Source organism: Rhodococcus sp. DMU1 (genome assembly GCF_012272955.1).
GTDB lineage: Bacteria > Actinomycetota > Actinomycetes > Mycobacteriales > Mycobacteriaceae > Rhodococcus > Rhodococcus aetherivorans.
The window spans coordinates 304,655-329,426 of record NZ_CP050953.1; the positions used below are offsets into that span (position 1 = coordinate 304,655).

The following is a 24,772-nucleotide window of genomic DNA, read 5'->3' on the forward strand; positions in this document are numbered from 1 at the left end:
GGTGACATCAAACTCCTCCCATACCGACGGACGCGATCGTCTGTTCTCGCAACTCATGCTTACGCAGTTTTCCGGTCGGTGTCCGGGGTAGCTCTTCGACGATCCGCACTTCACCCGGCACCTTGAACCCGGCCAGCCTTTCCCGGGCATATACGATCAACTCTTCTTCGAGCCCCGACAGATCCTCCATCGAGGCCGGTTGAACGACTGCTACGAGTCGCTCGCCCATCTCCGGATCCGGCACTCCCACGACGCCGATATCAGCCACTCTCGGGTGCATGACGAGTGCGTTCTCGATCTCCTGCGGATAGATGTTGACACCGCCCGAGATGATCAGATGAGGGCGCCGGTCGCTGAGGAAGAGATAACCGTCCTCATCCAAATACCCGAGGTCGCCTACTGTGGCCCCGCCCCTCGAGTCGCGACTGTCCGCGGTCTTCGCCGGATCCTTGTGGTACTCGAATCTCTCACCACCCGTGAACCAGATGGTGCCGATTTCACCTGCCGGAAGAACGTTGCCTTCGTCGCCCTTGATGTACGGCGTTCCCATGACAGGTCGTCCTACAGAGCCTGGCTTGCGCAGCCACTCCTCCGAGGTAATCGCCGTAGACCCCATACCTTCTGTACTGGAGTAGAACTCGTACAGTATCGGACCGAGCCACTCGATCATGCGGCGTTTGACTTCGATCGGACAGGGCGCTGCCCCGTGGATCGCATGACGCAGGCTGGACAGATCGTAAGACGTCCGTACCTCTTCTGGGAGCTTGAGCATACGGACGAACATCGTGGGGACCCACTGCCCATGGGTCACCCGGTGTTTCTCCATGATTCGGAGGGAGTGTTCCGCCTCGAATTTGCGGAGAATCACGGAGGTTCCACCGCTTCGATGTGCCGACATCGACCATGCCAACGGCGCAGCGTGATAAAGAGGTGCCGGAGACAGGTAGACGTCACCGGGTCGGAATCCGAGCGTCTCGCGCAGCCACCGTCCGGGCAGATCGGGATACGTTCCCATGGGTCCACCAGGCAGTGGACGTTTGATCCCCTTGGGTCGCCCGGTGGTGCCCGAGGAGTACAGGAGGAAATCACCCTCACACTCGTCGTCGATCGGCGAACTCGGGTAGTCGGTCAGGATGTCTGCATAACATTCCCATCCCTCGCGCCTGTCGCCGATGACGATTCTGCGTAGCGAAGCCAGTTCCAGGCTACCCAGTACATCCTCGGACAGGTCGACGAACCGATCCGACACGAAGAACACACGCACACCGCTGTCCGCAACAAGATAAGAGACCTCCGGCGCGGTCAGGTGCGTATTGATGCCGACATAGTAGAGTCCCGCACGCTGTGCTCCCCAGGCGATCTCGAGATACTCAGCCGAGTTCTCGGACATGATGCCGATACAGTCGCCCGGCCGCAGCCCCGCCTCGCGCAGGTAGTGCGCGATCTGATTCGACCGCGATTCCAACTCACCGAATGTCACCACGTGCTCGTCCGGTTCGACGATGATCGCGGCCCGGCGCCGGTCGAATCGAGTCAGGATTCCTCTATCCTCCAATGTTCACTCCTCCAATCGTTCGGACCCGGATCGGTAAGAACCTGTGCATGAATCGGATCAGTAACCGATCGACAGAGTTTTTCGACCTCGTCCAGGATCCGTCCCATGTGTCGGGCACCCCAGCGCTTGCGCTATAGCCCGACACATAGTCGACGAAGACCTACGCGCGCGTCTCGGCCTCAGCGGCAGCCTGCGCCGCCAATGCCTTGGCGTGCTTTGCCTGGGCCGCTTCGACCCGTGCCGGCAACCATTCGGTCGGATAGTCGCCGGGCGCGGGCTCGTATCCGCGGAGAATCAGACGGGCCGCGGTGGTGGTGTGAACCTCCGTGGGGCCGTCCCAAATACCGTACGCGGCTGCAAGTGCCCACAGCTCGCCGAACGGCATCTCGTTGGAGACTCCGAGTGCGCCGTGCAGGTGCATCGCACGCTCGACTACGTCACGAACGACACGAGCCGACAGCACCTTTGCGACGGCGATGTCACGGCGGACATCCTTGCTGTAACCGTGGCCCTGGTCGATCATCCACGCGGTCCGCAGGACGAACAGCCTGAACTGCTCGATCTGGGCGTAGCTCTCCATGATCGCCTGCTGAACCAGCTGGAAGTCCCCGAGTCGGGATCCCCGGCTGATCCTGCTCAGCACTCGCTCGCAGCCCATGTCGAACGCGTAGCGCGCCTGGCCGACACCACGCATGGCGTGGTGGATGCGACCGCCCGAGAGTCGGGTCTGTGCAATTTCGAAGCCCTGACCGGGTTCACCGAGCAGGTTCTCCGCGGGGACGCGGACATCCGTGTAGCGGACCAGAGCGTGGTCCATCGCCGCTTCGGCCTCGCCCATGAACTGGGTACGGCGGACCGTCTCGATCCCTGGGGTGTCCCGAGGAACGAGGAACATCGACATGCGCTTGTAGGTCGACGCTTCGGGGTCGGTCACGGCAAGCAGCATGAGGAAGGCTGCTTCTTCGGAGTTCGACGTGAAGAACTTCTCCCCGTTGATCACCCAGTCGTCGCCGTCACGCTCTGCGCGGCAACGGAACCCGGTCGGATCCGAGCCTCCCTGAGGTTCCGTCATCGAGAACGCCGAGAACAGCTCACCATCCAAGAGCGGTTGGAGGTACCGCTCCTTCTGCTCCGGGGTCCCGTAGTGCGCGATTACCTCGGCGTTGCCGGTATCCGGACCCTGAACACCGAAGATCGTCGGCCCCCACTGATAGGGGGCGAGAATCTCGTTCATCAGGCTGAGCTTCACCTGGCCGAAGCCCTGGCCGCCCAGCTCGGGACCCAGGTGGCAGGCCCAGAGTCCACGCTTTCGGACTTCGTCCTTGAGGGGGTCGATGACCTCTTTGAGCCATTTCGCCGGGGCCTTGTGGTGGTCGTGCGGCCACAAGAGATCAAGAGGGGCAACTTCCTCGACCACGAAGGAGCGCATCCACTCCAGCTGTGCTTCGAACTCGGGTTCGGTACTGAAATCCCACATAATCGTGCTACTCCTCGTCAGTGGTTCTGTCGGTAGAGGCCGCCGTCGACCCGAATGTGGGTCCCAGTGACAAAGGCCGATGCCTGGGTGGCCAGCCAAAGGGCAGGCCCCACGAAGTCCTCCGGCGTGCCCATCCGGGCCAGAGGCATGCCGTCGACCGCACGGGCGCGAAGCTCGTCGCTCCAGCCGGACGAAATGTCCGTGGCGACCGGCCCCGGAAGCAGTGCGTTGACGCGGACCGTAGGTCCGTAAGCCTCCGCGAGGCCAACCGTCAGTGCGTTCAGTCCGGCCTTCGCGCAGGCGTAGACCAGCTCGTCCTTGCCCGGTCGCAGAGTTCCGATGGTGCTGACATTGATGATCGAGCCACCGTCACCGGCCTTCATCTGCTCGGCCAGTAGGACCGACAATCGGAACGGCCCCTTGAGGTTCACGCCGGCGACCTTGTCATAGTAGGCCTCATCGATCGAGGGCAGGTCCGCGTAGCGAGGGGTCATTCCCGCGTTGTTCACAAGCACGTCGCAACGGCCGAACTCGCGGTCAATCGTCTCGGCGAGACGGTCGGAGTCCTCCCAGTCCGCGGCCTGGTAAGCGACCGGAAGCGCCCGGACACTGTACTTGTCGCTGACCTGCTCGGCCGCGATCGCACACGCGTCGAGCTTCCGGCTGGCGATCACGACATCTGCGCCGGCCGCAGCGAATCCGTCGACGATGGCGCGGCCGATACCTCGGCTACCGCCGGTGACGACCGCCACCCGTCCTGTCAACTCGCCCATGTCAGACCCTTTCTCCGCGTGCGAACTCCGCAGCAGCAACCATGAGGCGCTCCACCAGCGGTGCCATAGTGTTGTCCTTGTCCGGAACCCCGTTCGCGATGGCACGGGCGACACGGCCCTCGAGGATCACCGCGAGCTTGAACAGGGCCAGGGACTCGTAGTATGGCAGGGCCGACAGGTCGCGGCCTGAACGCTCGGCATAACGGGCCGCCAGCTCGGCGCGGGTCGGGTAGTGATCGACCCCACCGGCCTGCAGGGTGAGAACCGGTTCCTCGCCGGGATTCGTCCAGCGAGCCAGCAGGTGACCGATGTCGAGCAACGGGTCGCCGATGGTACCCGTGTCCCAGTCAATAATTGCCGCCAGACGCGCCGGCGGCTCCGGAGCGACCATCACGTTGAATGGGCTGTAGTCGCCGTGAAGGATCGCTGCAGGACTCATCGTCGGCCGATTACGTTCCAGCCAGTCGGTCACGAAGTCCAGCTCAGGCAGGTCTCGCGTGCGGTACCGATCGAGCTGCGCAAGCCATCGCGACACCTGACGCTCCAGGAAACCCTCCGGTTTGCCCAGCCCCTCCAGACCTCGCTCCTGCCAGTCGACGGCGGCCAGTTCGACCAGCCCATCGACGTATGCCTCGGCGAGCCCCCGGCGCAAGCCGAGATCCGAGCGGAATGGCTCGGCCAACTCGTAACCAGGGGTAAAGCCGTCGACCCTGTCCATGACCAGGAACGGAGCGCCGATGACAGTGGGATCCTCACAGAGGAGCCGCGGGGTCGGGTGGGGCACAGCGGTGCCCTCCAGCGCCTCGAGGATGCGCCATTCCCGGACCATGTCGCCGGCGCTCTTGTCGTTGAGAACCGCAGGCGGTCGCCGCAGAACGAAGACATCGTCTCCCCGGCGCAACTCGTACAGCGCATTGGCGATGCCAGTCGCCGCGCCGATGCGTGTCGCGGTGATGGGCTCAGACGCATCACCGAGAGCGTCGCCCGCCCAGGCGGACAGCGCCGCCAGATCCAGCTGGGGATCGTCCACCGGAACTGCGTCCTCAGTGGTTCCACTCGAAGCCGACACCAGACCTCCAGAAAGATTGTTTGACGGTGACTGACACTATTGCCGGTGTACGGCAATAAGTCAAATGATTTACCCTTTCTGCCTATCGGTGATCAGTGACAGACTGGCGATTCGCCCCGCCCAATAACCGAGAAGGGAAGTGACGAGGACGATGCAGCAGCGCGATGCCCTGACGTCCGATCTGCAGTCCGCCGCCGTCGATCCGGTCGACGGCTCGCAGACCGATCGGTCCATGACACAAGACTTGCGCGCGCGCCGCCGACAATGGATGCAGGACGACCTGGCCCGGGTCGCCGTGCGCCTGTTCCTCGACCGCGGTTACGACGCCGTGTCCGTCGAGGAGGTGGCCGCCGCCGCGGGTATGTCGGAACGCTCGTTCTTCCGGTACTTCCCGTCCAAGGAGGCTGTACTTCGCCGATACCGGCGATCGCTTTCAGCGAGGCTCCTGCGGTCGTTCGAGGCGCGCCCGAGCGACGAATCCCCACTCGTTGCGCTGCGCGGCGCCTACGTCGAGAGCTCGCACGTTCCCGAGGCCGAACGACCCCGGGTCCATGCACTCGAGCGACTCCTGGCGACGACCGACATCTGGGCGAAGGACTTGGGCGAGACGGTCGCCGACACCTCAGTAGTTGCCGAGCTTGCCCGACGGATGGACATCGCTGTCGAAGACCTGCGGCCGGCCGTGCTGGCCGCGGCCGTGTCTGCAGCAGCCGCAACCGGGTGGAACAGCTGGGCGCGCTCCGGCGGCGAAGACGACCCCAGCACGATGGTGGCTGCCGCCATCGATCTACTCGGCCTGTCCGATTGAGATTCCCGACCCCGAAAAGCCACGAATCCCACTTGCGACATGCGGGTCCGCCATGAACATATCGGCGGCGACGAACACCACGCCGCGCAAGGCGGTGAGCGCACCCTCGAGACCGATGGCCGCTTGTGGGTGGAGCGGTCGCGTGCGGGCGTCGGCTCAGCGCTGAACGGTCCGCAGGATCCGATCGATCAGCGCCCTCCGGGCCTCGGGACCGGGAGGTTTACGCTCCGCGGAGGCCATTGTGCGGATGTACACGACCCCGACCAGGCTGTCTGCCATCAGCGCCCGATCGACGTCGGCCGGCAGCTCGCCGCGGTCGACCGCGGCCAGGAGGACCTCGTCGAACCGACGGGCGGTGGGATGCAGGAGCCGTTCTTGGTATCGGGCAAGCAGGCCCGGGTTCGCCCTGGCGTCCGCCATCACCCGCATTTGAAGGTCCATCGTCTCGCTTCCCATCTGCTCGGCGACGACGCCGAGCAGTACCACGAGGTCCTCCCGGAGAGTGCCGGGCAGATCCGGAACTTCCGGCAGAACGATGGAGTCGATCGCGTCGACGATCAACGTCTCTGCTTCCGTCCAGCGCAGCAACAGGCTCGACCGCGCTACCCCGGCCCGTTTGGCCACGCTGCGCATACTGAAGCCGGCGACACCCCGCTCCGTCAGTTCTTCGCGGGCCGCCTGCAGCACCCGCTGCTCCACCGAGGAGTCACGGGGCCGCCCAGCCCGGGAGCGCGAGAGGACTCCCTGCTGCCCCACTCCGCCGCTCATTCCACCTCCGAGTCGAGTTCCACCTCCGAACAAGGCGTTAGAATACAACCTTGACGAGTTCGTCTCCGTCGCATACCAATTGGCAGGCCAGCACGTCGCCGTTTGCGATGTCTTCCTCTTCGAGCAGGTTGTTGCCGTTCATGGCCACCTGTCCGGACGTGCAGGTGGCCAGGCAGGTGCCGCACTCGCCGTCTCGGCACAGGTACGGGACCTCGATGCCGCGGGAGAGCAAGAAATCGACCAGCGTGACACCCTTCGGCCACTCCAGTGAGTGAGACTCCCCGTCCACACTTACCTCCAGCGGCACCGTGCCTTCCGCCGTCACCTCCACGATGTCGGTGGGTTCCGCGAACGGGTCCCCACTGAGGGAGGTGAAGATCTCCAGATGTAGCGTGGAACGCTCACGTCCCGCCGCGGTCCACGCAGAGCGGACCGCATCCATGAAGGGACCGGGGCCGCAGGTGAACGCCTCCCGCTTCGGGAGCGATTCGACGATCCGTGCCAGGACATGCGGGCGTGGCAGTCCCTGGAGGGACTCCAGCCAGTGGTGGACCACAAACCGGTCAGGGAACTCCGCTTCGAGTGCACGGAGTTCGGCCGAGGCGATCACCGAGGCCTCGTCACGGTTCGCGTAGACGAGGTCGATGGCACCGGTGCCCTTGGTGAGCACGGACTTCGCGATCGAGAGGATCGGCGTGATGCCGCTGCCGGCGGCGAACAGCAGCAGGTCCACGTCCAACGACCGCGGGGTGAACCCTCCCGAGGGTGGCATAACCTCGAGCTCTGCTCCACTGACCAGGTTGTCGCACAACCAGTTCGAGGCGTAGCCGTCCGGGGTGCGCTTGACGATCACGCGCGCCGGCTCGCCGCGGTGAGGGGAGCTGGCTAGGGAATAGCACCGGGCGACCGATCCGGTTGATTCGCTGGGCACGCGCAGCACCAGGAATTGGCCGGGCCGGTAGTCGAGCGTCTGCCCGTTCTCCTCGAAGAGGATCGATACGGCGTCCGCTGTCTCGCGTACGACATCTGCCACCCGTAACCGCAGGGACCTTGTTGGCCCGCTCATAGCCACCTCCTCGAGGATTCGATGTACCAGTGTGGTCTAAAACATGAAATGTACCAGAGTGGTCTAGTAAATGACACGGGTGAATGGGCCCCTGTCACCCAAGTGGCACCGGAGGGCTGGCGGGCTGCCAGCCGAGCCCACCCGGCAGCCTCGTCGACAGCGTCAGGCCGGCAAATCCGCCTCGAGCGAGACGAGCCGGCGACGGATGAGGGGGCCGCTGTCGCGGTGTGTGACGATGCGCAGGGTGTCCGCCTCGATCCCCGCGAGTGTGATCGCAGCGACCGTCTCCGCATCCATAACCGAGTCCGAACGACGGGTTGGGGGTGCGACATCTCCGGAAATGAAGGTGGTGAAGTCCAGACCTTCAGGCGCGGTGTCTCGGCTGCTCCGCGCCAGCTCGGTTGCGACGACGCCTGGACAGAGCACGCTCACCCCGACTCCCGGGGCGACCTCGGCGAGCTCCGCGGCCAGCGTCTCGGTCAGTCCGACGACGGCGTGCTTGATCGCAGAGTAGGGCGCCAGCCCGGGGACCGGGACGAGCCCCCCGACCGAAGCGGTGTTGAGAACGTGGCCGCGGCCACGTTCGATCATGGCCGGCACGAACGAGTGGATGCCGTGCACGACGCCGAGCAGACTGACGTCGATCGACCAGCGCCACGTTTCCTCTGCGATCGTCCACGCTGCGGCAGGAGGAGGAGACACGCCGGCGTTGTTACACACCACGTCCACCCTGCCGTACGCTGCGACGGCCTGTTCTGCCAGTCGCTCGACTTCGTCGGCTTTCGATACGTCCGCGACGACGGGTGTGACCGTACCGCCCTCGCTACGGACCCTGTCCGCGGCCGCGGCAAGTCGATCGGCCCGAACGTCCGTCATCACTGCAGCGAGGCCGCGGGCGCAGAAGGCGCGGGCGAGCGCGAGTCCGATGCCGCTCGCCGCCCCGGTGATGACCACAACATCGTCGGTACGCAGGCGCATACATGCGTCCCTTCTCGTGGGGGTGTTGATGCCTCAGGTTCGCACCGATGTCTTACCGGGACGACGCCCGAATGTTTTGGCGGGAAGTAGATCTCGCCCCGCAATTGAATTAGACCACTCTGGTCCGGTAATGTCGAGGTGCCGGCCTCCCCGGCCATGAAGTTACGGTGAGAGGGGCGATTGTTGCCAGGACTACAGCTCGGTAGAGATCGCTGCAACCACCGGGAAACGGGCTCGACTGCGGACGCAGTCGCCACCGATCACTGCCACGGTGTCGCGCGAACCATTCGCGTCGAGACCGAGGACGTCACTCTTTCCGGGATCGCGGCCGACCCCGCGGGTCCGCCCCGCGGATTGCTGGTCGCCATGCACGGCGGCGGTTCTCGAGCGGCATATTTCGACTCGCCGGTGGCGCGGGAGTCCTCGCTCGTCGAGGTCGCCGCTGCAGCCGGTTGGCGGTCCGTGGCACTGGACCGGCCCGGCTACGGAGAGTCGGCCTGGCTCCATGAGCGGCGGCTGGACACGGCCGCACAGGCCTGGCTGCTGCGGGGCGCTGTGGGACAGCTCGGAGAGGGACTCCCGGTGGTGCTGGTGGGCCACTCGGTGGGGGCCATTGTCGCCCTCCAACTCACCCGGCTGCTCGAACGGGAACCGGGCAGCATCCGGCTGCTCGGCACCGCCGTTGGCGGTGCGCCCCTGGTCTATACGCGTGAGCAACAGGCGATGCATGCCGCCGTCGACGCCAGCGGACCGACCATCCGTCGGCCACCGGGCACCCGTCCGGACCCGGAAGAATGGCTCGGCCCGACAGGCACCTACCCCGAACAGCTACGAGAACGGCGCCACGAGGTTCTCGCCAAGGTCCCCTCCGGTGAGATGGCAGATGCGGCGGGAGCACCGGAGCTCCTTTCCGCACTACTCGCCGACGTTCAGCTCCCGATACAGTTCGCCGTGGCCGAGTACGAGTCGACCATGGCCTCCGCCGAACAACTACTCGCCCGTGCTCTCGAAGTCTTGCCGCAGGTCCCGGGATCGGAGTTGCTGACGGTGCACGGCTCGGGGCACAACCTGTCTCTGAGCCACCGCGCGCGTTCCTATCACCTGCGTGTGTTGTCCTTCGCGGAGCAGGCACTGGCTGCCTCGACGTGCAGTCGGCTGAGCGACGAGGGCGCTCTTTGGGCGGGACCTGCCACATGGAGATCCAAGTGCGAGCAATAGTCGCGACCGACGTGAAGGGTGACGCCCACTGGACGTCACCCTTCACATGTACGTGGTGATACCCACGCGGGACTGCTCGATCCACATTCCGACGTGACGTCCGAATCCCATCCCGGATCAGTAGGCCGACCGGATCGGCTCAGCGTTCTGCATGTGCCCGGCTTTTCACTCCCCGTCGGTGGGCGTGGACTGTCCGAGAATCCTTTCGAGTCGGTCGAGTTCAGCCCGCACGGCAATGGCGGCTTGCTGGGCCTCGCCCAGCGCGGCAGAAGTCGCTGCCGATGGGGCAAGCAGACCCGCCACCGTCATCGTGGCCATCTGATCGGCGACTTCCTCAGCGCTGAGCCGACCATGTTCGTCGAACCAGGTGGCCGCCGAACGAGTCATCGACGCGATGGACTGAGCCGCCACACCGGGATCGATGTCCCGGAAGCCCCCGGCATCGATCCCGGCCGCAATCATGGCACGCAGCGACGCGAAGAAGCTCCGGTTGAGGTCACGGACGATTTCTCTGGCATTGTCCGGGAGAACCAGCCAGATCGTGTCGAGCATCCGGGTGGTCTGCGAATATTCGATGGCGAATTTGGCGAGGCGCCGGACCAGATCGTGCAGACGTACCTCGGGCGACACATCCTGGATGCCCTCGGAGATGATCTTCGCCGCCCTCTCGGAGTGCTCAGCGATGATCTCGCTGAACAGCGCGTCCCTGTTCGGGAAGTAGCGGTAGAGCGCAGTTCTGCTGATGCCCATTCTGTCCGCGACGTCCTGCAACCCGATCGTGTCGGACACGCTGTTTGCGAACACCTCCACGGCGACCCGCCGCACCTCGGCTCGCATCAGCTCCGTACGGGCGGTCGACCGGCTGAGATCGCGGGGTTCGACGGACTCGTCCGGTGCCGCCCCGACCGGATCAGCCGAGCCAGTCACGGCGGACCGCATCCGCGTCCACGTTGAATTCCGGCGGCGGCGGGAGGTCGTCGCCGGCGCGGGTTCCAGTGTGGTGCCAGCGGATTGCCGTGGCGACTGTGGGCCACTCACCCTCGGGCCCGGACATGATCTGGCGAGCCGCGAAATGGTCGCTTGCCATGAAGCCCTGAACGTCGAGGACCGGGCCACCCGGCACGTCCCAGGACCGGAAGCGCTCCATCCAGGTGGCCGCGTCCTCCTTGGCAAACACGGTCTCGAGCTCCGCTTCGAGCGCGGCATCGGAGTCCCCGTACTCGAGCTCGGCACCCGCGTGATGAGAGAGCAGGTCCTCCCGGCCGATGCCCTCGCAGAAGCGGATCCAGAACTTCTTCTCGAGTGCACCGATGAGGACGGGGATCCCGTCCGATGAGAGGTAGGTGGTGTAGAGCGCCTGCCGAGGGGTGTCGCGGTACGAAAACGCCTCCCCCGTCCGATGAGTCATCGCAATCTCGGTGCGGTGGGTCTCGACCAGTGCATCCCAGCACGATACGTCGACCCAGGCGCCTTCGCCGCCGGCTTTGACAGACGCCAAAGCAGCACAGGTGCCGGCAACGGCCGAGAGCGCCCCGAGTTCGTTGCCCCAGGACGTGAACGCCCAGCCGCGGTGGGGCTTGCCGTCCTCCCAGACGAGATTGATGCCGTCAGCGAGCGCATCGACGTTGAGCCCGTGCGCCGGCAGACCCGCCCAGGGACCGGTCTGCCCGAAGCCGGTGATCGAGCAGATCACCAGTTCGGGTCGCTCTTTCCGGAGGCTGGCGAAGTCGACACCCGCCTCCAGCCAGAACCCGGCGAGCTGGTTCTCGACGACGACGTCGGCGGCCCGGACGAGGGCGATGAGGGTCTCCCTGTCGGTCTCGTCGCGGACATCGAGTGCGATCGAGCGCTTACCCCAGTTCTGACTCATGTGCTGAGGGCTGAGGTCATCCGGTGCGAACGGGGGGATCTTGCGAATACGGTCACCGCCGGGCGGTTGCTCGACCTTCACGACGTCGGCGCCGAGCGCCGCCAGCTTTCCGGAGGTCAATGCCGCAGGGATGAGAATGCCCAGGTCGAGCACCTTGATCCCCGCAAGGGGCTGGTATCCAGTCATGGTGACAACTCTGTTGCACTTGCGACATCGATGTCAAGTCAGTAATGTGGATCACATCGCGGTGCACAACTCGTGGGCCCGGTCATTCGTGAACATTGCTCTAGTTGATCCCGACGCGCGCACTCGGATCGACGGATACTTGGCCGTCGACGGGCCGTCGTGACGTAGTTGCCGATGCCAGGGCAGGACGTGCGCAATCGCGCAGATCCGCCACCATTTCGGTTCCCGCTTCATCCCTCCTCTTCGGCTTCCCCTCACCCCTGGAGTGATCAATGTCGAGTACCCCCACCAGCGAGACCGTTCCAGCCTCGCTGGATGCTGCCTCCACAGCCGCACGCCTGTCCCGACTGCCTGCACGGGGCATGGCGCTGCGCGTCATGGTCGCTACCGCCGCTGCCTACTTCTTCGACCTGTACGACCAGTCGGCCTTCGGCATCGTGGCCCCCGCGATGCGAGTCTCGGAAGGTTTCTCGCTCAACAACATCGCGACCCTGGTCTCGGTGACCTTCACCGGCATGCTGATCGGCGCGCTGATCGGTGGCCGTATCGCCGATCGGCACGGCCGACTGCCGATCCTGCGAGTGGGCCTCGTCCTGGCCTCTCTGGGCTCGCTCGGCCACGTCTTCGCCAGCGGCCTTATCACCTTCGGCGCCTTCCGTCTGGTGACTGCCATCGGCATGGGCATCATCTTCGTCGTGGCGATGACCTACCTGGCCGAGGTCTCGCCCGTCCACCGCCGCGGCTCACGTATTGCCCTCACCGCCTTCTTCGGCGGCATCGGCGGCGCCACGGTGGCGGTCCTGGGCCGGACCATCATTCCGCTGGACCCCGACGCCTGGCGCTGGCTGTTCGCCATCGGTGGCCTCGGATTGCTCGCGCTCGGCTTGCTGGTCCGTCTCCCCGAGTCGCCGCTGTGGCTGCTCTCCCGAGGTCGCGCAGACGAGGCCGAGCAGGAACTGCAGCGCCTCGAGCGCGGCGTCGAGCGGGCCGTCGGCACCCTTCCCCCGGTCGTGATCGAGAACATCGTCCACGAGGTCGCTGCCGACGAGGAGTCGGTCGAGGGAAGCGGCTGGCGGGGCGCCTTCCGTGGCAAAATGCTCCGGCCGACAATCCTCCTGATGGCGATCTGGATCGTGTACTCGACTGTCACCCAGGTGTTCTCGGTCTGGTTGGCAACCATCCTGCAGATGCGCGGTTTCGACAGCGAGACGCTCCTCACCATCACCATGGTGGCCATCGTCGGTGCCCCGGTGGGCATGCTCCTCGCCACCGCGTTCGCCGACCGACTGCCTCGCAAAGTCCAGTTCTTCGGCGTTGCAGTGATCGCCGGCATCGTGGGCCTACTCTTCGGTATCGTTCCCGCCGCCGGCGTCATTGGGGCGCTGGCCTTCGCCCACTTCATGTTGATCGCCTGGTTCTCGCCGGTGTTGAATGCTGCAATGATGGACGAGTACCCCTCGGCACTACGCTCGACCGGTGCCGGCGTAGCATACTCCTCTGGTCGGCTGTGGAGCATCATCTTCCCCTTCACGGTCGCGGCCGCGCTCAGCGCGTACGGCGCCGGCATCATCGGCTGGGTTCTGTTGACCGCATGGATGCTCGTCGCGATCCTGGGACTCGGGCTGCGCGGTAGCGTCACCTCCCGATCGACCGAGCCGGCCTCCTAATCCCCTCCAAGATCCTTCCCTGCGAGAGGTTCGCCCCATGCACCTTGTCAACCTCACCGACCCCGACGAACGGGTCGTCACCACCGTCCTGCGCCGACAAGCGGAGGCCGTACCGGACCACATCTTCCTGGCCGGCGAATACGGCGCACACAGCTACGGCGAGGTGTGGGAGCGATCCCTGCGCTACGCAGGAGCGCTGGCCGACCTCGGGGTCGGTCGAGGTGACACGGTTGCCATGTTCATGGACAACTCACCCGAGATGGCGATCGCCGCCTTCGGAGCCAACCAGGCCGGCGCAATCTGGTCGCCGGTCAGCACCGAGTACCGCGGTGAGTGGTTGCAGGAGCTGTTGCAGGACATCTGTTCCCGCGTCTTGATCGTCGATGCCCACCTCCTGCCCACGATCACGAGCCTGGCCGAGACGAATTTCGATCATCTGGTCGTGAAGGGCGACCTTCCGGCCGACGTTGACACGCGGCTTCCGGGCGTCACCGTGCATCGGTTGGCCGACTTCGCCGAGCATACCGAGATCGCGACCACCCCGGACTGGTTCTACGGCGACACCAACTCGATCATGTGGACCTCCGGCACCACCGGCCGCTCCAAGGGAGTCGAGCAACCACACAATGCCTGGATCTCCCATGCCCTGCACCACAACGACATTCGTGGCGGCGTGCGCGAGGGCGAGAATTTCTACGGCTGCGTTCCGATGTACAACTCCAGCGGCTGGTCGATGAACGTCTACGCTGCGCTGATCACCGGCGCGAAGGCCGGCATCGACAAACGCTTCTCGGTGCGCGACTATTGGAACCGCATCAAGTTCTACGACGCGCACCACACCATGATGCTGGGAACGATGCACGTGTTCCTGTCCCAGCAGGAGCCGAGTGCCGCGGAACGCGAGAACACCCTACGGACCCTGGTGATGAATCCGCCGGTCCCCGATCTGATCGAGGTGGCGAAGGATCGCTGGGGTGTCGAGACCGTCTTCTCCGGCTACGGACAGAGCGAGGTCCTGGGCGCGGTCATGTACCGGGACGACTGGGGCCTGAAGGCCGGAGCCTGCGGGGCTCCCAGGCCGGACGACCTGGTCGAGACGGTGCTCCTCGATGCACACGATCAGGAAGTCGGCGTCGACGAGGTCGGCGAGTTCTGCGTGCGGCCGCGCCAGCCCTTCACCATCTTCAACGGCTACTTCCACGCACCCGACAAGACCGCCGAGGCCTTCCGCAATCTCTGGTACCACACCGGCGACCTCGGGCGGAAGGACGCGGACGGCGAGATGTTCTTCGTCGACCGCAAGAAGGACTCGCTGCGGTTCAAAGGCCGGAATCTGTCGTCCTTCGAGGTCGAGCACATTGCGCGGGGCTTCCCCGGCATCGTGGATACTGCGGCGGTGGGCGTCCAGCCCACCGAAATCGAGTACGCATCGCAGTTGCACGAGTACGAACTGCTTCTCTACGTGCTCCCGGAGCCCGGGTCGACAATCGACCCGCTCTCGCTGTGCCGCTATATCGACGAACACGCGCCGTACTTCTTCGTCCCACGCTACGTCCACCAGGTCGAGGAGTTCCCGATGACACCGACCAGCAAGGTTCAGAAGTACAAGCTACGGGAAAAGGGTCTTCCCGAGAACGCGTGGGACAGGCTCGTCGCGGCACCGGACTGGAGCCCGACGCGATAGGCCCCTGATCGTGGTGGCGAGCACCCCCGTATGCCACCACGATCAGGGGACGGTCGATACCCCGTCCCGATCATTGGAGTCGTTGACTCCACCGGCCGCAAGCGGCCTACTTCGCACTATTTTTCGAGAGGATCCCACTCCCATGGTCAAGCCTGCACTGTCGATGAAACCGACCGGCTGGTTCCAAGTCGCTTGGTCGGCCGAGGTCGAGCCCGGACAGGTCCATCGGATGAAGTACTTCGGTCAAGAGCTGGTCGCCTGGCGATCGACGTCCGGCGAGCTGACGGTCATGGACGCCTATTGCGAGCATCTGGGCGCCCACCTCGGTTACGGCGGCCGAGTGGAGGACGACCGGATCGTCTGCCCGTTCCACGGTTGGGAGTGGAACGGGCAGGGCCGTAACGTCTGCATCCCTTACCAGGACCGCCCGAACCCGACCCGCCGGATGCGGACCTGGCCGGTGGTCGAGAAGAACGAGAGCGTCTACATCTGGCACGACCTCGAGGGGCGCGCGCCGTACTTCGACGTGGTGGACGTCTTCGAGGGATTCGGGGACGGCCGGACCGCCGACGACTACTACCTGACCTACCCGGAAGGCACCCTGTCCCACTCCGGTCTCGAACTCCATCCCCAGTACGTGATGGAAAACAGTGTCGATCTCGCGCACTTCAAGTACGTCCACCGGGCCGCCAACCTTCCGATCTCGCTGCGCCAGGAGTTCGAGGGCCCAACTGCGTACGTCGACTTCGAGATGGTGTTCGGCGCCACCAAGGACAAGACGGTCCTGACCCCGAACGGAGCCGTCCACGGCTACGGTCACGTGATCAACGTCGGTATCGGCATCGGCATGGCCGCCTTCGAGGGCCCCGACAACCAACGGGTCATCGTGGCGGTGACGCCGGTCGACGAGGAGACCTCGGATATCCGATCGTCGGTCTGGCTCGACCGGATCCCTGGCGACGACTCGCCGCATCAGCCCGCATCGCTGGAGCGACGGCAGCGGTACGCCAACAACCAGTTCGAGGCCGACATCGTCATCTGGAAGCACCAGAAGTACTCCGACCCGCCGGCGCTGGCCACGGCCGAGGGCAAGGGCTTCCGCGCGATCCGAAAGTGGGCCATGCAGTTCTACCCGGACGGCGAGCTCGGCAGTGCATCGACACCGCACCTGCAGACCGCCGGCACCGACGCGGGCCCTGATGTGCCCGAGAATGCGGGCTCCGAAGCCCAAAGCGCCGCACTCTGACCGATGTGGTGGGCACTCGGGTTTCCGGGTGCCCACCACTGTTTTCGCCACCCGGGGCGGTCGCGACGACCTGCGGACGACGCCATCGGTCCCCCTGTCCAGTGAAGGAATCGAAATGAAGTTGACCGGTCGTACCATCGCGATCACCGGAGGCGGAGCCGGACTGGGTGCCGAGGCCTGCCGCATCGCCCGGGAACGCGGCGCCGCGCGCATCGGGGTGATCGATCTGAACCCCGAGGCGGCGGAAGAAATCGCCGACGAGGTCGGCGGGATACCGATCACCGCCGACGTCACCGACGAGGCGCAGATTCGCGCCGCCGTCGATCGACTCGGTGCCGTCGACATCTGGGTGCACAATGCCGGTATAGGTGCGCAAACCACCCCCTTCAGCGAGGACGGCATCTGGCAACGGATGTGGAACGTGCACGTCATGGGGGTCGTATATGCCGCCCGTGCCCTGCTCCCCGCCTGGATCGAGAGCGGCGAGGGACACTTCGCCATGGTCGCCTCGGCAAACGCACTGACGACCAACCCCATGTCCGCCGCCTACGCGGCCTCCAAGCACGCCGAGCTCGCCCTTGCCGAGTGGATGGCGATGACCTACGGTCCGCGGGGGGTGATCACCAGCTGCTTTTGCCCGAAGGGCATGCTCACCCCGATGCTCATTGCCCACTCCGACGACAACGAGTACGTGCGGGAGTCCGTGCGCACTGCGGTGACCTCCGAGGCCGCCGCAACGATGTTGATCGATCTCATCGAGAGTGATCGCTTCCTTTCGACCACCTACCCGCCGGTGATGGACGAGTACGCGCTGCGGGCCACCGATCCGGACGCCTACATTGCCGGACTGCAGGACACCCATCGCAGGCTGGTGCCCGGCTTCGGGCTCCCCGCTACCTGCTGACCGAACCGGTCGAATCGTGTGAGAGAAGGGACGAATGGAGAAGTCGGACGTCGTACTGGTGACGGGCGCTACCGGAGCGCAGGGCGGCGCCGTCGTCGATGCACTGCTCGATGCGGGACGTGCCGTTCGAGCGCTGGTCAGAGATCCTGCGTCGGCACCGGCACGCGCACTCTCGGAGAGAGGTGTCCAGTTGTGCGAGGGAGACTTCGACGACGTCCGGAGCATCCGGGCCGCAGTGGACGGTGTCCACGGGGTCTTCTCGATGCAGATGCCGGTTCACGCCGCAGACCTCCACAGCGAGACACGGGCCGCCGTCAACCTGGTGCAGGCAGCCGCCGCCGCGAACGTGGAGATGTTTGTGCACACCTCGGTGGCACGAGCCGGTGACCACACAGCGTTCACGGGGTGGAACGAGGGCCGATGGTGGGCCCCGTACTGGACCAGCAAGGCTGCCGCGAACGACGTGGTGAGATCGGGGTCGTTGGCGCACTGGGTCATTCTCAAGCCCGCCTTCATGATGGACAACTTCGTGCCACCGAAGTCCCACAAGATGTTTCCCCAGTTGTCCGGTGGAGCGATCGTCACCGCAATGGCACCGGAGAGCCGCCTGGACCTGATTGCGGCAGAGGATATCGGGCGGATGGCCGCAGCTGCGTTCGACGATCCCGCCCGGTTCGATAGGCGCGAGTTCGACCTTGCTGCAGAGTCTTTGACCATGACCGAGATCGCGGCGACGCTGACCGCAGTCACCGGTACAGCGGTGCGCGCCCGCCATCGCGAGCTGGATGCGGTCGTTGCCTCCGGCACCCCTGCCGGCGTGGCGGAGAATCAGGAATGGGTCTCTGCCGAGGGGTACCGGGTCGATCTCGGCCGAGCGCGGCAGTACGGAATCGACCTCCGCTCCTTCGCCGACTGGGCACTGGCCCGTAGGGATGACTTCGAGCTGGGCGATGCCCGACGCAATCGGCCGGACACCTTCGGATGATCGATCCATCGGTGACATCCGGTGCCAATCACGAACTCGAGGAATCACAATGAATCTCTTGGACGGTAAGGTCGCCTTCGTCACGGGTGCGGGGCAAGGGCTGGGCGAAGGAGCGGCTCATGCACTGGCGGCAGACGGGGCCGCTGTGGTGCTCGCCGACATTGCGCCCGCGAAGGTGCAGAGGGTGTGCGACGACCTCACCGCGGCCGGCCATGACGTTCTGCCCGTCACCTGTGACGTCAGGGACCGCGCCTCGGTCGACACCGCCGTCGCAGCGGCGGTCGCCGAGTTCGGACGACTCGATATCCTGATCAACAATGCAATGACGTGCCGGTTCGTCCCCTTCGACGAGGCGACTGCCGACGACCTTCTCGACGCCTACGAGTCATCGGTCCTGGGGACCTTCAACTGCATGAAGGCCTCCTTTCCGCATCTCCGAGAGCGCGGTGGCAAGGTCGTCAACTTCGGTTCTTCCGCCGGCACCGAGGGGGTTGTGAACATGGCGACCTATGCCGCCGCGAAGGAAGGGGTTCGTGGCCTGACGAAGGCGGTCGCGACAGAGTGGGGGCGGTACGGCATCACGGTGAACGTCATCGTCCCGACGGGTTCGTCACCCGCGTGGGAACGAGTCAAAGCCGGTCTCAGCGCCGAGGAGCTCGACAAGATGTTGGAGCGTCCGATCAAGCGCATGGGACATCCCGTGGATGACATCGGCCGTATTGTCGTGTTTCTCAGCAGTCCATATTCCGACTACATGACGGGACGCACGCTGTTCGCCGACGGCGGCCGGTCGACGTTCCGGTAGACCCGGAAGACATCGACACCGGACCTTGTCGCCGTCGGTCACCCTCCCGTCCGATCGTTCTGCCCCCTGTCACGCACCGTGCGTCTCCACGTCCGGTGCGTGACCTCGTCGCGACATAGGCCGGGGACCCGAGCGGACTCTGGGGCTTGCCTTGACCCGCGCTAATCCGGTAGATAGTTTGTCTTATTGAGGGCGCCGCGGTTCGACTGCGATCCGTACCCCCGGTCTAATCGAGCCGAAGGGAGAAGACCATGACCTCGACAGACCTGTCCGGAACCGCCGCCATCGTCATCGGTGGGGCCGGGGGCCTGGGCGAGGCGGTGGTCCGCCGCCTGCACGAACATGGGGCCGCAGTGGTCATCGCCGACCTTGACGGCGACCGGGCCCGCGAATTAGCCGACGAACTCCTCGATTCCGTGGTCCATATCCGTACCGATGTGACCGATTCCGACAGCGTCTCGGCGGCAATCGAGGCGGCCTCCCGTCTCGGCCCTCTGCGTTCGGCCGTCCTCGCCCAGGGCGGGTGGGGGGTAGCCGAGCGCATCGTCCAGCGAGACGGCTCCCCGGCTTCCCTCGAGGGATTCACCAGGACGCTGGACCTGTATCTCACTGGGACCTACAACGTCCTTCGCCTGGTCAGCGCACACATGGCGACCAACGATCCGGACGGCGACGGCGAGCGCGGTGCCATCGTGCAAACGGCATCGATCGCCGGGTTCGAGGGCCAGATCGGTCAGAGTGCCTACGCCGCAGCAAAAGCCGGCGTCATTGGCCTGACCCTGAGCGGCGCCCGCGACCTTGCCACCTTCGGTATCCGACTCAACACGATCGCCCCTGGCACCATGCAGACCGCGATGATGGAGAGCGTCGGCGAACCCGCACTGGAAAGGTTCCGCGCCAACGTCCCCTTCCCGAAAAGGCTCGGGAGGACGTCGGAATTTGCCGATCTCGCACTCGGAATGTTGACCAACCATTACCTCAACGGGGAGGTCGTTCGCCTCGATGGGGCGCAACGGTTCACCCCCCGTTGACCGGTGTCCACCGAGATCCCGACGACCATAGTCGACACCGACGCACTACACCCTACGAACAGGACGTCGCCGCAATGGCAATCGCCTCTACCGACCCAGACATCTTCTCCATGACAGGTCGCGTCGCCCTCGTCACTGGATCCACCCGCGGCATGGGCCTCGCCGCGGCGCACGAACTCGCCCGACACGGCGCCGACGTGATAATCGTCGGGCGTGACACCGAGAGCACCGACGCCGCTGCAGCGCAGGTCAACGAGGCGGTCGGCGCTCACCGTGCCCACCCGATCGTCGCCAACATCGGCCACCGTGACGCGGTCATCGAACTCCTGGCCCGAACACGTGCCGACGTGGGACAGATCGACGCGCTCCTGCTGCATGCCGGCATGAACATCTGGGTCGGCGACACGACCGATCTCGAGGATCGCACGCTGACCAAATTTCTCGACAGCAGCATCATGTCGGCCCACTGGTTCTGCCGCGAAGTACTGCCGCACATGGTTGAACAGAATTGGGGCCGAATTATCTTCACCTCCTCCGTCATCGGATCGACCCTCGGTAGCTCGGACAACGGACCCTACGGCATCACCAAGGCCGCCCTGGCACAGATGGCTCGCAATCTGGCGTGCGAGTACGGAAAGCACGGAATTCGCGCCAACGCGATCGCCCCCGCCCTGTTCGAGACGCGGCAGGCCGAGGCGGTGCTGTCCGACGAAGACCGCCTTCGCCGGTATCTGGATCGCTGCCCTGCGGGACGAGTGGGCAAGGCACGCGAGTTCGCCGGCCTTGCCCTGCTTCTGGCCTCCGACGCCGGTGGCTACATCAACGGACAGACGATCAACGTCGATGGCGGTTACTCCGTTCTGTGGGATGCGTACCGATGAGCGAACTTCTCGTCCAGGGATTGCCCGACGGCGTCGAGGTCTGGACCCTCAATCGACCCGATGCACGCAATGCATTGACCAGCACGCTCGCCGAGAAGATCGTCACCGAGATAGACCGGGCAGCGGCTGATTCCGCCGTCCACGCCGTCGTGCTGATCGGCGCAGGCAAGGGCTTCTGCGCGGGACTCGATCTGGCCGAGTTCAGCAAGCCGGATGCGCCCCGCGGTGTGGTCGGGGACGCCATCCGACGCGCGCACTGCTTCCCCAAGCCGCTGGTGGGCGCCATCAACGGGCCCGCCGTCACGGGTGGTCTGGAACTCGCCCTGGCATGCGACATACTGGTTGCCTCGCCCGACGCGGTGTTCCGCGATACCCACCTGAGGATCGGCGCGATGAGCGGGAGCGGGCTCACCGTTCACCTGCCGCGGGCCGTCGGAAAAAGTTGGGCGAGACGAATGATCCTGGCAAACGATCCGCTGCCGGCGGACATCGCGCTGCGGGTCGGGTTGGTGACCGAGGTCGTTCCGGCGGAGAGTCTCCTCGATCACGCTATCGCGCTGGCGAGCCGGATCGGAGGAATGGATCCGACGCTCGCCTCGACTGTCAAACAGCTGTGCGTCCACATCGACCGGGTTCCGCCGGCGGAAGGGCTTCAGTTGGAGGCGGCAGCGCTTCGAGAACACCGTAAGAAGGGTCGAGCATGGAAGACAGCGACATGAGCAACAATTCCTCGGGTCCGATGGTGGCCGACGACTTCAACCCGATGGCGGCGGAGATTGCGGACGACCCGTTCACCGCATTCGGCGTGGCACGTGAGGAGTGCCCCGTCCGCCACACGGCGCAGTTCTCCCCCGAGTTCTACAGTCTGACCCGATTCTCGGACATCTTCGCCGCACTGAACGACGCCGAGGCGGAGCAGTGGTCCGCCCGCTACGGCAGCAGCCCGCAGTACCACCGCGCCATCGGGTTCAACCAGGACGCCGAGGACAGCCGGGCCTTCCGGGCGCTGTTCCGAACCTGGTTGCCCGCCAACGCCGGTGTGGTCTACGCCGATCTCATCGAGTCGACGATCAACGATCTCATCGACGAGATGACCGCCGGTGGCCGAGTTCGGGGAGATTTCGCCTCCGAGTTCGCGGTCCTGCTTCCGATTCGGATCATCGCCCAGCTGATCGGGGTTCCGCCGGAGGACGCTCACGAGATCAAGGAAATGACGGACGAGTTCCTCGGGGCATTCTGCATCCCCGAGCAGAACGGTGTCGCCGCCGCCGCCCGTCGACTCCATGGCTACTTCGAGCCGCACCTGGAGCACAGGCGGAAACTGCTTCGCGAGGCCTCGGTCGAGGTACCCGACGAATCCCACCTTGGTAGCGTTCTGCCCAACGACCTGCTGAGCTTCATGCTCGTCAAGAAGTACGGCGACCGAAATCTGACGCCGGCGGAGATCGACTATGTGCTGGCCACCGCCCTCACCGGCGGCAACGACACGACCACCTCGATGCTCACCAACGTGATTTATCGACTGCTCTCGGCGCCCGAACTGTGGGACCGAATCGTGGCAGATGCGAAATTGATCCAACCGGCCGTCGAAGAGAGTCTGCGGATGGATCCACCCGTCCTCGGCCTGTTCCGCACTACCGCTGACGAGGTTACCGTCTCCGGCTGCCCAATTCCCGAGAAGTCGAAGGTCATGCTGCTGTTCGGCTCGGCGAATCGCGACCCTCGACAGTGGGAGGACCCGGACGAGTTCCGCCTGGACCGCCCCATGAAGTTCCTGCGCCGGCACCTCGCCTTCGGCGGCGGCGCCCACTTCTGCCTCGGTGCGCCGCTGGCTCGTGCGGAGGGCAATCGTGCTCTCGAGGTCCTGCGGACGCGGCTTCCCCATCTCCGGCTCGACGGAGAACCCGAGCGAATCCCCCAGTCCCATCTCTGGGGACGTCAGACCCTTCCGGTCCGGTGGGACGCCCCGCACCTCGAGCGGGAAGGAGCCTGAACCGTGGCCGAGGAACCTGAGATCATCATCGAGTCCGACGGCCCCGTGCGAATCGTCACCCTCAATCGACCGGAGAGCCGCAACGCCACCAGCGTCACGATGCATCATGCCTTTCTGTCGCTGTGGCGGCAGCTCGCCGACGACCCCGAAGCGCGGTCGGTAGTGGTGACCGGAGCGGGCAAGGCGTTCAGCGCCGGTGGCGACTATGAGATGATGCAGCTGTCTCTGGATCCGGTGGGCCGCTGGCGCAACGTGGACGAGGCCCGCCGACTGCTCGTCGAACTCGTCCACTTCCCGCTGCCGATCGTCGCCGCGGTCAACGGTCCCGCCGTCGGCCTTGGTGCGAGCTTTCTCGCCTTCAGCGACTTCGTGGTTATGGCGGAGTCCGCGTTCATCGCCGATCCGCACATCGCCGTCGGACTCGTCTGCGGAGACGGCGGAGTAGCCTGGCCGCTGCATGTCGGTCTGCTGCGGGCCAAAGAAATGCTCCTCCTGGGCGGCCGGATCGGCGCCGAGGAAGCGAAGTCGATGGGCATCGCCAATCGGGTCGTCTCGACGAGCGATGTTCTTGCCGAAGCCACCGCGATCGCGCACCGTTTGGCTGCGCAGCCGGCGGGAGCACTCCAAGACACCAAACGCGCCCTGAACCTGTACCTCGAATCGAGTCTGGCCGGCCCTGTCGGCCATTCCCTGATGACCGAGCGATACAGCATGGCTTCCGATGAGCACCGCACCTTTGTGGAAGGGCAGACGAAGTCGTGACCGCCGCCATGCACTCTCGAATCGAACTGGAGCTCCCATGATCAGGACCGGACTGACCGATCTGGTCGGCATCCGCCACCCCATCGTCCAGGGCGGAATGCAGTGGGTGGCAACCGCCCCCCTGGTCGCCGCCGTGGCGAATTCCGGCGCGCTGGGCTTCCTGTCCGCACTGACTCAGCCCACACCCGCGGACCTGCGCGAGGAGATCGAGCGCTGCCGCTCCCTTACCTCCGAACCGTTCGGAGTGAATCTGACAATTCTGCCGTCCATCTCCCCGCCACCCTATGCCGAGTACCGGCGGGCGATCATCGAATCCGGAATCAAGATTGTCGAGACTGCCGGCTCCAACCCGGTCGAACACCTCGACGACTTCAAGGCGGCCGGGGTGACGGTAATCCACAAGTGCACCACCGTCCGTCATGCGGTCTCCGCTCAGCGACTCGGCGTCGACGCCGTCAGTATCGACGGGTTCGAGTGCGCGGGTCACGCGGGAGAAGACGACACCCCCGGTCTGGTGCTGATCCCGGCCGCGGCGGACGAACTGGAGATCCCGATCATTGCCTCCGGCGGGTTCGCGGACGGTCGTGGCCTCGTCGCCGCGTTGGCGCTGGGTGCGGACGGCATCAACATGGGCACCCGATTCATGTGTACGACCGAGGCGGAGATCCACCCGAACGTCAAGAATCGGATCCTCGTGTCCGACATCCGGCAGACCGACCTGATCTTCCGTGAGCTCAAGAACACCTCACGCGTGGCCCGCAACGCCATCAGCGAGCGCGTTGTCGAGATGCTCCGCGGTGGCGCAAACTTCGACGACGTCCGTGACCTGGTGGCAGGCAAGCGGGGCCGACAGGTGTACGAGACCGGAGATCTGGACCACGGTATCTGGACGGCGGGCATGGCGCAGGGCCTGGTCCACGACATCCCCAATGTCGCCGATCTGGTGGCCGGAATCGTCGGCGACGCCGAGTCGTTGATCCGTTCGCGTCTTCTCGACTTGGTCGCCGCCGACGCCCCTGTCTCGGCCTGACTCGCGCGATCCGAGT

The 24,772-nt window shown here is 65.2% G+C and carries 23 protein-coding genes; 14 read left to right on the forward strand and 9 right to left on the reverse strand.

The features are described from left to right. Positions 1-7 precede the first annotated feature (7 nt). The 4 genes from HFP48_RS29435 to HFP48_RS29450 form a co-directional block, all read right to left on the reverse strand. Entirely contained in the window at positions 8-1,555 is a 1,548-nt protein-coding gene (locus HFP48_RS29435) for an acyl-CoA synthetase (protein ID WP_246872627.1), read from the reverse strand. A 160-nt stretch (positions 1,556-1,715) separates the two neighbouring features. Continuing rightward, positions 1,716-3,032, reverse strand: a complete 1,317-nt coding sequence (locus tag HFP48_RS29440) for an acyl-CoA dehydrogenase family protein (RefSeq protein WP_168580873.1) — start codon at positions 3,030-3,032, stop codon at positions 1,716-1,718. Positions 3,033-3,049: 17 nt separating this feature from the next. Continuing rightward, the gene (locus HFP48_RS29445) at positions 3,050-3,805 is read right to left on the reverse strand and encodes a glucose 1-dehydrogenase (protein ID WP_168580874.1); all 756 of its coding nucleotides are present in this window, start codon (positions 3,803-3,805) and stop codon (positions 3,050-3,052) included. A 1-nt stretch (position 3,806) separates the two neighbouring features. Further along, entirely contained in the window at positions 3,807-4,835 is a 1,029-nt protein-coding gene (locus HFP48_RS29450; protein WP_210432853.1) for a phosphotransferase family protein, read from the reverse strand. A 190-nt stretch (positions 4,836-5,025) separates the two neighbouring features. Between HFP48_RS29450 and HFP48_RS29455 the strand changes: the two genes are divergently transcribed. Next, on the forward strand, positions 5,026-5,682 hold the full coding sequence (locus HFP48_RS29455) for a TetR family transcriptional regulator (protein WP_168580875.1): 657 nt from the start codon (positions 5,026-5,028) through the stop codon (positions 5,680-5,682). 156 nt (positions 5,683-5,838) lie between these two features. On the opposite strand, the gene HFP48_RS29460 is transcribed toward HFP48_RS29455, so the two are convergent. The 3 genes from HFP48_RS29460 to HFP48_RS29470 form a co-directional block, all read right to left on the reverse strand. Then, entirely contained in the window at positions 5,839-6,450 is a 612-nt protein-coding gene (locus HFP48_RS29460) for a TetR/AcrR family transcriptional regulator (protein ID WP_168580876.1), read from the reverse strand. Positions 6,451-6,487: 37 nt separating this feature from the next. Continuing rightward, positions 6,488-7,516 carry a ferredoxin--NADP reductase gene (locus HFP48_RS29465; RefSeq protein ID WP_168580877.1) on the reverse strand — a complete coding sequence of 343 codons (1,029 nt, stop codon included), beginning with the start codon at positions 7,514-7,516 and terminating at the stop codon, positions 6,488-6,490. A gap of 162 nt (positions 7,517-7,678) precedes the next feature. Further along, positions 7,679-8,494 carry an SDR family NAD(P)-dependent oxidoreductase gene (locus HFP48_RS29470; protein WP_168580878.1) on the reverse strand — a complete coding sequence of 272 codons (816 nt, stop codon included), beginning with the start codon at positions 8,492-8,494 and terminating at the stop codon, positions 7,679-7,681. A gap of 354 nt (positions 8,495-8,848) precedes the next feature. Here HFP48_RS29470 and HFP48_RS29475 point away from each other — a divergent pair, with 354 nt between their 5' ends. Continuing rightward, positions 8,849-9,712: an alpha/beta hydrolase gene (locus HFP48_RS29475; protein ID WP_168580879.1), complete on the forward strand. Its 864-nt coding sequence runs from the start codon at positions 8,849-8,851 to the stop codon at positions 9,710-9,712. A gap of 165 nt (positions 9,713-9,877) precedes the next feature. Here the strand turns inward: HFP48_RS29475 and HFP48_RS29480 are convergent, their stop codons facing one another. Further along, a complete protein-coding gene (locus HFP48_RS29480; RefSeq protein ID WP_168580880.1) occupies positions 9,878-10,651 on the reverse strand; it encodes a TetR/AcrR family transcriptional regulator in 774 nt (257 codons plus the stop codon). Further along, the gene (locus HFP48_RS29485) at positions 10,623-11,768 is read right to left on the reverse strand and encodes a CoA transferase (RefSeq protein ID WP_282597487.1); all 1,146 of its coding nucleotides are present in this window, start codon (positions 11,766-11,768) and stop codon (positions 10,623-10,625) included. The genes HFP48_RS29480 and HFP48_RS29485 overlap by 29 nt, the downstream gene beginning before the upstream one ends. A gap of 272 nt (positions 11,769-12,040) precedes the next feature. Here HFP48_RS29485 and HFP48_RS29490 point away from each other — a divergent pair, with 272 nt between their 5' ends. The 12 genes from HFP48_RS29490 (at position 12,041) to HFP48_RS29545 (ending at position 24,756) form a co-directional block, all read left to right on the forward strand. Continuing rightward, positions 12,041-13,435, forward strand: coding sequence for an MFS transporter (locus HFP48_RS29490; protein ID WP_168580882.1), 1,395 nt, complete (start codon positions 12,041-12,043; stop codon positions 13,433-13,435). Between the two features lie 37 nt (positions 13,436-13,472). Beyond that, a complete protein-coding gene (locus tag HFP48_RS29495) occupies positions 13,473-15,119 on the forward strand; it encodes an AMP-binding protein (protein ID WP_168580883.1) in 1,647 nt (548 codons plus the stop codon). Between the two features lie 142 nt (positions 15,120-15,261). After that, a complete protein-coding gene (locus HFP48_RS29500; protein WP_168581150.1) occupies positions 15,262-16,365 on the forward strand; it encodes a Rieske 2Fe-2S domain-containing protein in 1,104 nt (367 codons plus the stop codon). A gap of 115 nt (positions 16,366-16,480) precedes the next feature. Beyond that, positions 16,481-17,269 (forward strand): SDR family NAD(P)-dependent oxidoreductase, encoded by a 789-nt coding sequence (locus HFP48_RS29505; RefSeq protein WP_168580884.1) that lies wholly within the window; start codon positions 16,481-16,483, stop codon positions 17,267-17,269. A 34-nt stretch (positions 17,270-17,303) separates the two neighbouring features. Further along, complete coding sequence (locus HFP48_RS29510) at positions 17,304-18,254, forward strand: NmrA/HSCARG family protein (protein ID WP_168580885.1); 951 nt, start codon at positions 17,304-17,306, stop codon at positions 18,252-18,254. A gap of 49 nt (positions 18,255-18,303) precedes the next feature. Next, entirely contained in the window at positions 18,304-19,059 is a 756-nt protein-coding gene (locus HFP48_RS29515) for an SDR family oxidoreductase (RefSeq protein WP_168580886.1), read from the forward strand. A 251-nt stretch (positions 19,060-19,310) separates the two neighbouring features. Beyond that, entirely contained in the window at positions 19,311-20,090 is a 780-nt protein-coding gene (locus tag HFP48_RS29520) for an SDR family NAD(P)-dependent oxidoreductase (protein WP_168580887.1), read from the forward strand. A gap of 74 nt (positions 20,091-20,164) precedes the next feature. Next, positions 20,165-20,971 carry an SDR family oxidoreductase gene (locus HFP48_RS29525; RefSeq protein ID WP_168580888.1) on the forward strand — a complete coding sequence of 269 codons (807 nt, stop codon included), beginning with the start codon at positions 20,165-20,167 and terminating at the stop codon, positions 20,969-20,971. Next, positions 20,968-21,690 carry an enoyl-CoA hydratase-related protein gene (locus HFP48_RS29530; RefSeq protein ID WP_168580889.1) on the forward strand — a complete coding sequence of 241 codons (723 nt, stop codon included), beginning with the start codon at positions 20,968-20,970 and terminating at the stop codon, positions 21,688-21,690. Before HFP48_RS29525 ends, HFP48_RS29530 begins: the two co-directional genes overlap by 4 nt. Next, entirely contained in the window at positions 21,687-22,964 is a 1,278-nt protein-coding gene (locus tag HFP48_RS31885) for a cytochrome P450 (RefSeq protein WP_246872628.1), read from the forward strand. Before HFP48_RS29530 ends, HFP48_RS31885 begins: the two co-directional genes overlap by 4 nt. A gap of 3 nt (positions 22,965-22,967) precedes the next feature. Beyond that, complete coding sequence (locus HFP48_RS29540) at positions 22,968-23,726, forward strand: enoyl-CoA hydratase/isomerase family protein (protein ID WP_168580890.1); 759 nt, start codon at positions 22,968-22,970, stop codon at positions 23,724-23,726. Positions 23,727-23,763: 37 nt separating this feature from the next. Beyond that, a complete protein-coding gene (locus HFP48_RS29545; protein WP_168580891.1) occupies positions 23,764-24,756 on the forward strand; it encodes a nitronate monooxygenase in 993 nt (330 codons plus the stop codon). Positions 24,757-24,772 lie beyond the last annotated feature (16 nt).